General features: G+C 36.7%; 11 protein-coding genes and 1 CRISPR repeat array. Of the genes, 8 read left to right on the forward strand and 3 right to left on the reverse strand.

Annotated elements, in window-relative coordinates:
* Window positions 1–103 precede the first annotated feature (103 nt).
* The 3 genes from ACT5E3_RS06465 (at window position 104) to ACT5E3_RS06475 (ending at window position 8,107) form a co-directional block, all read left to right on the forward strand.
* Window positions 104–2,113, forward strand: coding sequence for a S8 family serine peptidase (locus ACT5E3_RS06465; RefSeq protein ID WP_444997487.1), 2,010 nt, complete (start codon window positions 104–106; stop codon window positions 2,111–2,113).
* A 947-nt stretch (window positions 2,114–3,060) separates the two neighbouring features.
* Entirely contained in the window at window positions 3,061–5,805 is a 2,745-nt protein-coding gene (locus ACT5E3_RS06470) for a M14 family zinc carboxypeptidase (RefSeq protein WP_444997488.1), read from the forward strand.
* 85 nt (window positions 5,806–5,890) lie between these two features.
* Window positions 5,891–8,107: a pre-peptidase C-terminal domain-containing protein gene (locus ACT5E3_RS06475; RefSeq protein WP_444997489.1), complete on the forward strand. Its 2,217-nt coding sequence runs from the start codon at window positions 5,891–5,893 to the stop codon at window positions 8,105–8,107.
* A gap of 209 nt (window positions 8,108–8,316) precedes the next feature.
* Here the strand turns inward: ACT5E3_RS06475 and ACT5E3_RS06480 are convergent, their stop codons facing one another.
* From ACT5E3_RS06480 to ACT5E3_RS06490, 3 genes are read right to left on the reverse strand one after another with little or no spacing between them, the layout of a single operon-like run.
* Window positions 8,317–8,877 (reverse strand): hypothetical protein, encoded by a 561-nt coding sequence (locus ACT5E3_RS06480; protein ID WP_444997490.1) that lies wholly within the window; start codon window positions 8,875–8,877, stop codon window positions 8,317–8,319.
* On the reverse strand, window positions 8,877–9,374 hold the full coding sequence (locus ACT5E3_RS06485) for an AHH domain-containing protein (RefSeq protein WP_444997491.1): 498 nt from the start codon (window positions 9,372–9,374) through the stop codon (window positions 8,877–8,879). Before ACT5E3_RS06485 ends, ACT5E3_RS06480 begins: the two co-directional genes overlap by 1 nt.
* Window positions 9,368–9,559, reverse strand: coding sequence for a hypothetical protein (locus tag ACT5E3_RS06490; RefSeq protein ID WP_444997492.1), 192 nt, complete (start codon window positions 9,557–9,559; stop codon window positions 9,368–9,370). The genes ACT5E3_RS06485 and ACT5E3_RS06490 overlap by 7 nt, the downstream gene beginning before the upstream one ends.
* Before the next feature lie 279 nt (window positions 9,560–9,838).
* A CRISPR array of direct repeats spans window positions 9,839–10,525; the repeat unit is 28 nt; unit sequence GTTTACTGCCGCACAGGCAGCTTAGAAA.
* Window positions 10,526–10,823: 298 nt separating this feature from the next.
* Here ACT5E3_RS06490 and ACT5E3_RS06495 point away from each other — a divergent pair.
* The 5 genes from ACT5E3_RS06495 to ACT5E3_RS06515 all read left to right on the forward strand — a co-directional run bounded on the left by ACT5E3_RS06495 (window position 10,824) and on the right by ACT5E3_RS06515 (window position 14,041).
* Complete coding sequence (locus tag ACT5E3_RS06495) at window positions 10,824–11,150, forward strand: hypothetical protein (RefSeq protein WP_444997493.1); 327 nt, start codon at window positions 10,824–10,826, stop codon at window positions 11,148–11,150.
* Window positions 11,151–11,218: 68 nt separating this feature from the next.
* Entirely contained in the window at window positions 11,219–11,581 is a 363-nt protein-coding gene (locus tag ACT5E3_RS06500) for a hypothetical protein (RefSeq protein WP_444997494.1), read from the forward strand.
* Window positions 11,582–12,205: 624 nt separating this feature from the next.
* Window positions 12,206–13,102, forward strand: coding sequence for a hypothetical protein (locus ACT5E3_RS06505; RefSeq protein WP_444997495.1), 897 nt, complete (start codon window positions 12,206–12,208; stop codon window positions 13,100–13,102).
* Between the two features lie 122 nt (window positions 13,103–13,224).
* A complete protein-coding gene (locus ACT5E3_RS06510) occupies window positions 13,225–13,623 on the forward strand; it encodes a hypothetical protein (protein WP_444997496.1) in 399 nt (132 codons plus the stop codon).
* 61 nt (window positions 13,624–13,684) lie between these two features.
* The gene (locus tag ACT5E3_RS06515; RefSeq protein ID WP_444997497.1) at window positions 13,685–14,041 is read left to right on the forward strand and encodes a hypothetical protein; all 357 of its coding nucleotides are present in this window, start codon (window positions 13,685–13,687) and stop codon (window positions 14,039–14,041) included.
* The last annotated feature ends 183 nt before the right edge of the window (window positions 14,042–14,224 follow it).

The raw sequence follows: 14,224 nt of genomic DNA on the forward strand, positions 1-14,224 counted from the left end.
TTTTGTCATTTAGTTAAGGTATCTATAAGTACTAAGGTATCTATAAGTACTTTCGCTAAATTAGGTTTTTTCAATATTTTATTCATAAACTGAGGACTTACTAATGAAAAAAATAAAACCAAAGTGGAAGAAAATACCCGTTGCAATTGGTGTGGCGGGCGTATTAGGGAGCATGCAGCTTTCAGCAAAAGCACCTTTAATGGCTTTATCTGATCCAGATGTTATACAGGGAGAGTTTATTGTTGTCTTGAAACAAGATACGGTTCAAGCAGCAACTATGAATGCACAAAGCTTTGTTCAATCAGCCGCAAAAGATATCAGTAACACGCTAGGTGTAAGTGTAGAACGCCAATTTTCAAATGTAATGCTGGGCATGGCTATTAGAGGCTCGATTGACCAAATTGAGCAGTTAAGAGATAACCCTGCTGTTGAATACATTGAGGCGAATAGACGAATATCGGTCAATGATGTGCAAGTGAATCCTCCTTCTTGGGGAATAGATCGTGTCGATCAGGATAGTCTGCCATTAAATAATGAGTATGAATATTCAAATGATGGTACTGGTGTACACGTTTATATTGTTGATACGGGGATTTATGCGGCACATCCAGATTTTGCCGGTCGTATTAGTAATGGCACTGATAAAATTGATAATGATAATGATCCGGCGGATTGTCATGGTCATGGAACGCATGTTGCAGGAACTGCTGCTGGAACCACTTATGGTATTGCCAAAGGGGCGACAATTCATGGGGTTAGAGTTTTAAATTGTCAGGGCTCGGGGAGTAATGCTGGTGTGATAGAAGGCATGGATTGGGTTGTCGCTAACGCTGAATTCCCTGCTGTTGTTAATATGAGTTTAGGTGGTGGATTTTCTCAGGTTCAAAATGATGCCGTTGATCGCATGGTCGATGCTGGAATCACTCTTGTGACAGCGGCTGGTAATGACGGTGTTGACGGATGTACTTTCTCCCCAGGTAGTGCACCCAATGCTTTCAATGTCGGTGCGACCGATAGATATGATAGTCGAGTGAATGGTAGCTGGTCATCTAACTGGGGCTCTTGCTTAGATATTATGGCACCTGGAAATAGTATTGTTTCTGCTTCTCACCGAGGAAGCGGTTCTGCCACCATGAGCGGAACCTCAATGGCTGCACCTCATGTTGCTGGTGGCGTTGCCTTATATCTTGAGCGTAACCCCGATCAAACACCAGCGGAAGTTATGGCAGGTATGCTAGAGGAAGCAACAGCGGGAATTTTAACCAACCTTAGAGGCTCTCCAAATTATTTACTAAGAACGAATAAAGTTGTTGGTCCTCCTGTTGATGAGTTGGTTAATCATAAACCGCAAGCAGATCTATCGGGTTCCAGAGGAGAAGAAGTTTTTTATAAGTTTAATGTGACAGAAGGAGCAACAGATATATCTGTTGCTATTACAGGTGGAACGGGTGATGCCGATTTATATGTAAGAAAAGGTAGCAGACCGACTTTATCAGATTTTGATTGTCGTCCTTGGTTTTCAGGAAATGAAGAAGTTTGTGATTTGAGAGATAGTGGTACTTATTATGTAATGGTGAAAGCCTACTCTGCTTATTCAGGAGTTACTTTAACAGGAGATTATGAGCCTGGTGATATTATTGAGCCACCTAAAAATGAATTGCAAAATAATGAGCCAGTTAGTATTGCCGCAGCACAAGGAGCAAAAGATTACTATACGTTTATAGTTCCTGATGGTAATACTGGAACAATATCAACTACTGGCGGCACAGGTGATTTAGATCTTTATGTGAAGCTTGGTGACAAGCCTACAGAGTCTGATTATGACTGTCGTCCTTTCCCTGTAGGAAATGAAGAAAGTTGTTCTCTAACCCAAGGTGGAACCTATCATGTCATGATCCATGCGTATGCCGCTTATTCTGGTGTAACTTTATTAGGTAAACATACTAAAGGAGGTGGTGAGCAGTGTATTGGTGAACCTGAATATGTATCGAATACGCTTTACTATCCAGGGGATCAAGTTCAGTATCAAGGGAAGCTTTATCGTGCGACTAACTACATTTTTGGACAAGCACCTGGTACGACTATTTATTGGACTTTAGTTAAAACTTGTTAGAAATATAATAATTTAAATCATAAAAAATAAGGTTTGGTGTATATTTAATTGTGGGCAGATATTATTATTTGTTCACAATTTTTTTTGTTAAGTCTTATAAATAATAATTTTTTTCTTCTGCTTTTTTATTCCTCTATTTATGGTTAAAAATTTTACACACAGTTAAGTATTTAATTTTTTCATTAGCGGTTCGAATAATAATCGAACTGTTTTAATATTTATTAGTTCGCGGTATATAAACTGTGTTAGATTATGCCTGTTGTTAACATAGCTTACTAATACTTATTTATTGGGCAAAATATAAAGTAAAGCTATTCTTTTTAAGCTTATGTTATCTACAGGTCACTTCAATCTGCTTAATAATTCTAAGTTAAATGTCTTTAAATTACCCTTAAATGTCCGTTTTTCTATCTTTGCTAGATACTTTCAATAAAATCTAAAGAATTCCTTCACTTGTGTCGCCATTTTTACCTTCAAATCAGAATAATTGACGTAAGTTTTTTTCCAATAACATCAGATTAGTCTTGTACAAGATTAATTGATTAATGTCTGTTAGGAGTGACATTGCTTTTAATGTTACCTGATTTGACCTGGTAAAAGCTTGTTTTGAGAATACTTAATTAGCACGATGACATTGATTGTAGTGGGGAGGTTTAAGCAGCGTATTAGCATGTCTAGCATAAGCGAGTTTTTCAATATTTTTACAAAAAAAGGCGTTATTAATAAAAAATAAAACTAATATGGAAAAGCATTTCTATTACAAGAACAAGAGATTGAAACCTAGTTGTAGTAGGAAGGCTAGCGTATTTTAACTAGATTGAAAAAACATGGATAAATATGTTTTGTAAAACGCATTAAAAAAAGTTTTATTTTTTGTAAATGGATAACTAATAACATTAATAAAAATTCAAATATTTCCGGACTTTACTTTGTAGGAGACAAATACAATGAAAAAGGCAAGTAAAGCTTTTTTAAAAAGCAAAATGTTGATGGCTGCCTTAATGACAGTTTCTTCAACAACAATGATTCAGGCTAGTGAACAGAATATATCAACTCAATCTCAAGCCGCTTCAATACAACTTTCGCATGAGTTATCACAAGAAATTAGTACAGAAAATATATATCGAGTTTATTTTCCTAATGAAGAGGTTGCTGATAAAGCCATTATCAGCTTTCATGGACAACTTTTAGAAAGTAACAAATCTGAAGGCTACTTGGTTATGGAGCTTTCGGAAGATGATATTAAAAAATTAAAGCAATTTGATTTTTCAATTAAAAAAGCTGACGAGTATATTAAACAACGAAACAATCGTTTAAAGTCAATTCAGCAAGAAGTGCTCAGTGGTAATAGTGTCTGGCTAAACAGCGCTGGTACACAATCTATTCCAAATTATAGTTGTTACGAAACAGTAGAAGAGACATTTTCTGCGGCACAATCGTTGGCTAACTCTAATTCAAATATCGCGGAGTGGATTGATATTGGTGATTCTTGGGAAAAGAAAAATAACTATGGAGGCTATGACCTTCAGGTGCTAAAAATCACCAACAAAAGTATTAGCGGTAACAAACCTAAACTATTTGTTAATAGTGCTATTCACGCCAGAGAGTATGCAACGGCCCCATTAAACTTAACTTTTGCTAAATGGTTAATTGAAGGTTATAACAATAACCCTGATGCAACCTGGCTGGTTGACCATCATGAAATACATTTGTTATTGCAAACTAATCCTGATGGACGAAAAAAAGCAGAAGGTGGTTTATCTTGGCGTAAAAATACCAATCGCAATTATTGTGGTTCAACGTCAAACTCTCGTGGTGCTGATCTGAATCGAAACTTTACCTTTTTCTGGAATTATGGCAATGGTTCAAGTGGGGATCAATGTAGCGAAACCTATCGTGGTGCTTCTGCGGCTTCAGAACCAGAAGTGAATGCTTTACAGAATTATGTTCGCTCACTTTTTCCTGATAAGCGTGGACCAAGTCAAAACGATGCTGCTCCGTTAGATACTCAAGGTATACATATTGATATACATAGTTATGGAGAATTGATTTTATGGCCTTGGGGACATACAAGTAATACCGCACCAAACGCTTCTGGTTTACAAACCTTAGGTCGTAAGTTTGCTTATTTTAATGGGTATGATCCTAAACAAGCGATTGGACTTTATCCGACTGATGGTACTAGCGATAACGTCAGTTATGGCGAGTTAGGTGTTCCTGCCTATACATTTGAATTAGGAACCAGCTTTTTCCAAAGTTGTTCTGTTTTTGAGAATGATATTTTACCCGATGTATTGCCTGCACTCATTTATGCTGCAAAAGTTGTTCGTGCACCTTATGTATTGCCAAGTGGTCCTGATAGTCAAAGTATTACTATTAATGGGCAAGGTAATATGGGATATATTAAAGCAGGTGAAATGGGCACGCTATCAGCAAGTGTTACAGACATTCGATTTAGTAATAGACGTGGTACAGAGTCAACTCAAAATATTACTGCTGCCGAATACTATATTAACGTAGCCCCTTGGGAAAATAATGCAACAGCAATTGCAATGACTCCTCAGGATGGTAGTTATAATAGCAAAACTGAAACTGTTACAGCACAAATTGATACAACAGGTTTACCACTAGGTAAACATATTATTTATGTGCGTTCGAAAGATGCGTCTGGAACTTGGGGAGCGACTTCGGCAATTTTCTTAATGATATCTAATGATGATCCTATTCCTGCTAATCAGCTAGAAAATGGTGTGCCTAAAACAGGTTTATCAGGCTCATCTAAAGAACAACTGTTTTTCACAATGAATGTACCCGCAGGAGCGACAAACTTAAGATTTAATACCAATGGTGGAACTGGTGATGCCGATCTTTATGTGAAGTTTGGATCTCAGCCAACTTTAGAATCATTTGATTGTAAAAGTACAACGAGTACAAGCACTGAAACTTGTGAGTTACCAACCCAAGTCGGTACTTTTCATATCATGGTTGAAGCTTGGAATGCCATTAGTGGTGTCAGTTTAGTTGGTCAGTATGATATTACAGATCCTGATGAATATATTCTTGAAAATGGTGTGGCCAAAAAAGGAATTGGTGATACTCAAAATAATCAAAAACTTTATACTTTTGAAGTACCTGCTGATGCTCAAAATATAAAAATTGATATGAGTGGAGGCACTGGTGATGCCGATATGTATGTTAAATTTGGTTCAGCACCAACAGAGAATGATTACGATTGTCGACCTTATGCACAAGGAAATAACGAAAGTTGTGAGGGGGAAGAAACGGATGGAACTTACTATGTCTTAATCAAAGCCTACACTGATTATTCCGGTGTTTCGTTACTTGGAAGTTTTGTACCACCAGTGGGTGACGCTGAGCCTATTGAGTGGACCGAAAATATTACAACATTAGGTTATGGACAATGGAGTCATTTTACTGAAACTTTAGTGCCCGGTTATCAAACATTGACTGTAACTATGTCTGGCGGAACGGGGGATGTCGATCTTTATTTGAGACATGGCGCTGAATCAACTCCGACTGCTTATGACTGTAGACCTTATAAAGATGGTAATGAAGAGACTTGTACCATTGATTTGCCTGATGCCGGAACTTGGTATATTGACTTGTTTGGCTACAGTAAAACAGGCTCTTCAGATGTTAGCCTAAGCTTATCGGCAATTCCTAAAAAATAAAGTTTTTTAATTGACAACAAAAATTGTTCTTGTGTGTTTACTAATTTTTGTTGTCTTTTTTATAATAATTTAAAAAGGTATAAAGATGATAAAAGAACAACAAAATACAAGCGTTTCAAAAAACGTTAAACGTTTACGAGTTGGACTGACGTTGTTAGCAGCACTGTCCTTCTCAGTACATAGTTTTACTGAAGGAGAAATAATAAAAATAAAAAATATTTCTCAATCAAGCAACTTTAATGATTCTCTGCTAATCACTAAAGATAAAATTATCTATAGCCCAGAAGAGATGTTTCAATTTAATGTCGAAGACTATTTAGCGATGCATGCGCCACATTTACTAACTCATGCGGAAGCTATTTCACATTATGCTGGCACCTCAACCATTAGTCCAAAAATTTATTTAGCATTAATCGAATATAAAACTGGCTTAATTTCAAGTGGCAAAACTTCAGGCCAGCAAGCAGTATCAGCCTTTGGCGAACTTTCGAATTCGTCTGGTTTTAATAAACAGTTAGAAGATATTTCTAACCGACTGACAGATGCTTTTTATAATGGTAATGTATTTTCTGAAGCAACGGCAAATAGTCTATCAACTGATGACAACTATGCTCGTAATGCAATTGGCTCAGTTTTAATTTCTGGAGAGAATTCTAGTAATAGCCAATTAGCTGCGGATACAGCATTTAACGATTTTGCAAAAGTCTATAATCGACTATTTCCACAAAATAACAATGAACCGTTAACATCAGCTCCGAGTGTTACATCAAATAATTTTGCTATACCTCCTTCCAACTTTTTACAATTACCTTTTCCCGTTGGAGAAGCCTGGTCTAATGGTGGAAGCCACACTTGGACTGGTAGTGGATCTTATCCGCAGTCGTCACTTGATTTTAATGATGGTGGATCTTGGGGAAGCAATTTAGATCATTTATGGATTGTTGCTTCTGCCGCCGGACGTGCAGTTGTGCATTCGTCTTGTAACCTCGAAATTGTACATGCCGATGGTTGGTCAACAAACTATTATCATTTAGATGATATTACGGTTCAAACTGGTGATATGGTCGATATGAATCAGCCACTTGCTCATTATGCGAATCAAAAAAGCCAAGCTCTATGTGAAGGTGGCAGTTCATCTGGACCCCATGTTCATTTTTCATTAAAAAAAGAGGGTCAATATTTTCATCTTGATGGCGTCGCGCTTTCTGGTTACGTAGTACATACTGGTAATGATAGTTACGATGGAAACTGTGATCGTTTCTGGTTAAAAAAAGAAGGACAACCTAAGCAGTGTGCATGGAGTCAAGTTTATAATGATGGCGTTGGTGGACCCACGCCCGATCCGAAACAACTTGAAAATGGTGTCGCACAACTGGTTTCTGGTGTCTCTAAAGAGCAAATCATTTACACCTTAGAAGTACCAGCTGAAGCTAAGACGCTATCTTTTGAAACAAGTGGTGGTACAGGTGATGCTGATCTTTATGTGAGCTTTGGGGTTAAACCAACTTTAGATACATTTGATTGTAAAAGTACGACTAGCACAAGTGATGAATCTTGTGAGCTAACGCCAAAAGCAGGGACTTATTATGTAATGGTAGAAGCCTGGAATGCTATTAGTAATGTGAGTTTAGTCGGACGCTACACAAGCGACACTAACCAAGACTTAGTTTTACAAAATGGTGTGGCTAAAAATAACCTCGGTGCAGAAAAAGGTGCTAATACATTATATACTTTTGAAGTACCTACTGGCGCAACAGACATTCGCATCGCAATGAGCGGTGGTACTGGCGATGCCGACATGTACGTTAAGTTTGGAAGTGCACCAACTCAATCTGATTATGATTGTCGTCCTTATGCTCAAGGTAACAATGAGTCTTGTGAAGGAATGGACACTAATGGTACGTATTATGTTTTACTCAATGCATATAGGGCTTACTCGGGTGTTTCTCTTTTGGGAAGTTTTACTCCACCTATTGGCGATGCTGAGCCGATCGATCGTACAGAAATAATACCTTCGGTAGATTATGATCAGTGGATTCATTTGACTGAAACTTTAGTACCTGGTTATTCAACGTTAACGGTTACTATGTCGGGTGGTAGTGGTGATGCCGACTTGTATTTAAGGCATGGCTCACAGTCTACTTTTACCGCTTATGACTGCCGTCCTTATTTAAATGGTAATGAAGAAGTTTGTGAAATCGATTTGCCTCAGTCAGGTGTTTGGTATATTGATATTTATGGTTATAGCAAAACTAACTCTTCTGATATTTCAGTACATTTGTTAGCAGTGCCTGAGAAATAACTATTAATCTTTTTAATACAAACCAAAAAGTGATGTTTTTGCTTTTTGGTTTGTTAGCGTTAGATTTTTGTTAGTTATAGAAAATAAAATGAATTCTTAAATGATATAAGGCTTTTCAACAACCTTTCATTTGTTAGAGTGAAAAGTATTATAAAAACAAGTCGCGTAGATATCTAATAAAGCTTTCAACTTCTAGAACACTATATTTTCTATGATTCATATATAGAATAAAGTTTGTCATCGAAAATAATACCGGTAAGCCCTGTTGATTCAATTTGCTCTTTAATCCTTCCTGTACAAAAAATATCTTGGCAAGATTGATAAGGAGATTTGAAAAACAGTTTGTCACCGACGCTTTTTTCTAAGAAAATCATTTTGTTTTCTTCAGAATTACTTTTTGATTCATCAACTTTTGCTGTTGTTAGGCAGTTAAATATGTAATGAGGATCTTCTTCATCTTCAATTTGAATGGGTAAAAACTCTCCAAAAGGAGACATCATATCACCTAAATAACGATGAGCTTTGGGTGATAATACTAATGTGGCATTAACCCATTTTGTAATATCAGGAATAAGGTTTTCTTCTCCCTCAATTTTACTCCAGCCTGTCTTTTTGAACTGCCAGAAGTCAGATAATGAGGTGTTGTTTAAACTGAAATATACAATGTCTCGCTCAGTGAAACTTTCTGGAAAATAGTCAAAAATGTCAGTTATCAATAAGTCGAGCTCTTGATATTTAAATCCATCATTTCTGATTGCATATATATCCATTACATTTTTCTCGCTTGTTTAGGTAAATTGTTTTCTTGTAGCATTTTACCAATCATTTGTAGCGTTTGTCTTATTCCTTGTTCAGTATTTTTAGCTGTTACTCTCTGATTGACAAATAATTCATATCCGTGGGTATGGTATTCTTTGTGTCCTTTAGAATTTGGCATATTCCAATGTGGTGTGTCAGCCTTTCGTTTTGGTAAATAAACGCCATTGTCAGGATCATTAATTCCAATAGCATTTATATGCAAGTGAACACGTGTTAGGTAGTTTATTTTAAGCTTACCTTTACCTGGTACAATATGATGAGCCGTACAATAACAATCAGGTTTTGGCTTTCCCGCAACTCTCATATACAACTCTAGTATTTCTGTCGGGTGATGTTCTTCTTGGAGTAAAGTTTTTGAGTTGGCATTTCTTACATTTTTTCTATATGTATCAAGTTGAGCTTGGGCATCGGCCATGCTAAATGCATGCATGCGTTGATGGTCTAGCATTTTTTTATTTCTTTAAGTTCCTTTTTTCTTTGTTCTCTAAGATCTTCAGGAGCTCTTTCTAATTTGTTTCGGGCTTCAAAATAACGTTCTGCTTGAATGGTGTATTCATCAAGAGCTCGATCCAAGTGGTTTTTTTCTGAATGATGTTGCTTAACGATAACACCATTGATTATTTCATATTTCATTTTGTAATTACTCTATCCTTAGTGTGAATTTAGTGTATTATTTTAGCGGGTTGGCTTTATTATTATGAGAGTTGGTTCTCACTTCATGTAACCGCAGCTCTCTTCATCTACTCTGGTGAAAAGTCTTCTCTACTTTAATCATATTTTTACCTTTTATTTTTGTTCTTTAAAAATTCGTTTATTAATCAGTAAGTTACAATATGACTTAAAAACTTTGGTATTTTGGTTAAAAATAAGTTAAGTATTTGTTGTTACTTATTTTTTTGCGATTATACTGTAGTTTACTGCCGCACAGGCAGCTTAGAAATTTTGGATACATGTGTCACCTTTACTAATTAAGTTTACTGCCGCACAGGCAGCTTAGAAATTCGATGTATGCAAATATTTTACGACCTTTTTGTTTACTGCCGCACAGGCAGCTTAGAAATGGGGAATCAAGAACTACAACAATGAGAGTAAGTTTACTGCCGCACAGGCAGCTTAGAAAAACACAAAAAATAGCGCATATCTTTCGATGTGGTTTACTGCCGCACAGGCAGCTTAGAAATTGAAGATGGGAATATTAAATCATGGTAATATGTTTACTGCCGCACAGGCAGCTTAGAAACGAGCGCCGGGGTTGCTGCTGAAGACAGTGTTGTTTACTGCCGCACAGGCAGCTTAGAAATGATGAAAGTGTCACGGTTTTAGAAATGGAGCGTTTACTGCCGCACAGGCAGCTTAGAAATGAACAGCTAATCTCGGCGCTTGACTTTTATGTTTACTGCCGCACAGGCAGCTTAGAAAATGTGTATAGTAAGGCGGAATATAAGAAAAAAGTTTACTGCCGCACAGGCAGCTTAGAAAAGCGTCGAGAGACTACAAAGGAAGCCGTTCACGTTTACTGCCGCACAGGCAGCTTAGAAATGATTCGCACGATGATCAGTTTTTCAAAATCGGTTTACTGCCGCACAGGCAGCTTAGAAAAATGGAGAGGAATAAATAGACATCTTTATTTTAAACTACTAAACGAGGACATCTTTAACTTTTATGAATTAGTGTGAAACAGTGTTTTCCTTAGTTGTTTTACGTTAACTCATTTTTAATAGGAATAAAAAGTACACTTGCATTTAATTGCAGTCAATCTTATTAAATCCAAGAGTTGACATAACAGTAAAGTTAGGTAAGTATTTTATAATGATTAAAAAATTGAAATGCAGTTAAACTGTCGTTTGAATATTAATGAGATTTACTGCATAGAATATGCTGTAGCGTGTAGGAAATTATGGAATTTAGTGAGCTAGAAAAATTAGCTATTCAACTTAATGAGCTATATGAAAAATGGGAAGTTCAGGAATTTGGGCGAAAGTGGAATACGCAAGAACTTGCACTTGGTTTCGTAGGGGATGTAGGCGACTTGGCGAAACTCATTCAAGCAAACACAGGCGTGAGAAAAATCGATGACCATAAAGCTAAGCTTGCTCACGAGCTTTCTGACTGTTTGTGGTCAATAATTGTTTTAGCAAACAAATGTGATGTTGACCTAGAGTCGGCCTTCAAGAAGAACACCAAAGAAATAGCTGATTATGTATCTAATAAACTCGACACGTAACAAAGCGCTGAAATTTAACGCAAAAACACACGCAAAATTAGCTTGGCGTTAACTCTACGAGAAAACTCATGCTACCCAAGCTTTTGAATAAACTAGCGAAGAAATATGAGAAATATCGCAAATCGATTTGGATTGTTTTTCTTTTTTCTCTGTCAGGTCTAATCGCAACCTCAGTACTTGCGAGTGGCCCCAGTTCCATTGTAACAATTGCTCAAATATTAATGGCTGGCGCTTTAGCTCAATCATTTTTCATCTTGGGACTACTATATGGCTTTCGAAACCTTCATTCCGAACTAACAATAATGCCGCATTGGAAACTAGGGTACAGCATCACAGAATGGGTGAACGCTATTATAGTGTCTTTTTTATTGCCGCTACCTGTTGTTGGGTTACCTATTGTTTTAGTAATGTTCATATTGGAAAAGAGTTAACAAGGCAATGAAAAAAGACCATAATTACAGACAGTCACTTTTTCTATAACCGGGATTTTCGGAGTCAATTTATTCTCTTCTGGGAATAGCCATTTATCATCCTTGATAAATTGAAAGGAGGGCTATTGTTACAAATCGTAAGGTGTTATTGAATCAGCAATATAGGAAAAGCCATGCAGCAATTAACCGTTGAGTGTGTAGGTGGTTGACTGTAAAGTGACTGTCTGTAATTGGTTTTGGCCGCACAGGCAGCTTAGAAAATGAAGCAACAGAAACTATTTATCTTGCAACGGTTTACTGCCGCACAGGCAGCTTAGAAAAATGGAGAGGAATAAATAGACGTCTCTATTTTAAACTACTAAACGAGGACATCTTTAACTTTTATGAATTAGTGTGAAACAGTGTTTTCCTTAGTTGTTTTACGTTAACTCTATTTTTAATAGGAATAAAAAGTGCGCTTGTATTTAATAGCAGTTAATCTTATTAAATACGGAGTTGACATAGCTGTACAGTTAAGTAAGTATTTGGTGATGATTAAAAAATTGAAATGCAGTTAAACGGCCGTTTGAATATTAATGAGATTTACTGCATAGAATATGCTGTTAGGCACCCGAGGGGTCGATAATGAAATTTGAATTTGGGGATCTATATAAATTTACGGTTTCCTTAGGTGTAGTGTTGATTACGCTTTCAATAGTTGCGCCTTGGTTGTTTCTTAAAGAACCGTTTGATCTGTTTAGGCCTGAATCTGAAATAAAGGTACTTTCTGAAGTTGCTCAGTCAGTGATAAAGAAGAGGCAAGATACAGTTTCATTCATCATTCAATTTATCCCTTGGTTCTCTACTATAGGAGCAGTCGTAGGACTTATCTTGATTTTTCTTGGGCTCAAAAACTGGCATAGAAACCAAATTCATTTAGATGAGCAAACAAGGTTAGATGTAGAACTTAAAAAGCAGTCTCTGCGCGACGCGACAAGCGATGAAATTGAAGAAAAAGAAACCGCTGAATACGAAGAGTTAAAAGTTGCTGAAAGTTCGAACGCTGAAGCGTATCTGGTGAATTCGTTTCGAGGACAGTATTCAAAAATCGAAGAATTAGTCTATACAAAACTGAAAGATACTTATCAAGGTAAATATAAAGTCAATCATAACAAAATGATTTCTAACGTCGAATTAGACATTCTGCTGATTGGGAAAAGTGTTTTAACCAAAGATTACATCATCGAGGTGAAATATATTAGAAAAGGCTTTAACTTTGGTTGGTTGCGTGAGGCATTTCTGAAGAATATATATGCAAAAAGTGTTTATTCTCAAATTACCAATAGGATGCCCAATACAATGCTACTTATTGTAATCGAACCGGAAGCATACGATGAAAATAAGTATACTCGGCTTCTTCAAAAGCTCAACGATGAGCCAGAGGCAAGAAAAGGTAAGGATGCGGTTTGTCTTATTACTAAGCAAGAACTTATGGCATTTAAATCCTCGGAACTGCAAGACAGGTTGTCAATTCATGCCTAACAATTTTGTCCAGTTGACGTTTTGGTCTTCGCTCCGTTTTGGGGTGGCTGTGCCACCATACCCCAAAACTACACTACAACCAAAACGCAACTGACAAAGGCGTTAGGTATGAGGAATATTACTTGAAGCCCAACTACGAGTTATGCACTGTTAGAGAGTTAGAAGACATTTGCGAACATATTGACAAAGATAAATATCCAGAAAGATACCAAGATGTCTTGAAAGCGCTTTCCGCCAGAAGAGAAAAGGAAGCTATTTGGTACGCTGATAATCATCCGGACGATGAGACCTTTTTGTTTCCAAGACGAAGCAATAAGATGAAGATAATTACATCAATTCCTCTGCTAATATTTACTGCTGTCTGTATATACTTTGGTGCTATTCCTTGGAGATATAGGGAAGAGCTAATTACATCAGAAAATGACCCGATACTATTTTGGTTTCTTATTATTCTCTTTTTAGCAGCTGGTATAGGTCAAATACTTACAATTAAGCCAAAAAATGAAAAAAGTAAAACCTAACAATACGCTGGAATTTAGCATTAAACTATACGCAAAATTAACTAAGTGTTAGAGTGACGACATGACATTTAAATTAAGTGCTCAACTGGATCGAGAAGACATAAACCCAAATGAGCTTTTCCAGAAGTACAAAGAATATATAGAAGAAAATCGAAGTAGGTTTCCTTCAAGCGTTCTCAGTCTTTTGGAAGATGATAGATGGCACGGAGGCAGCAACACTATAGCGCCATACTACAGTCACCCCAGCTCAATTAACCTAGCCAACATTGGAAAAAGTAATGCAAAATTAGGTTTAGTGCTTGAAAAAAGTGACTATATTGCAAAACCTATAGAGATCCGTATATCTTATATTGGAGTGTATAAAATCGATATTCCGACTTTCGACTGGGTTGTTGAAAATTCATGGACATGGAGGTAAGACCAATTTCTCTATTATGATAGCTCAGAAGAGTTGAAAACATCCAAAAACTTGTTTCAACATCAAATTGAATGGGTAGGTGGAAGGATATTTTCTGTCATAGCAAGCGACATTAACGTTGAGTGGAAAGAACTCTAACAAGGCATTGGAAAAATGACACAAAAAACTGTACCCCAATTGGGA

It is taken from the genome of Aliikangiella litoralis, from assembly GCF_052495765.1.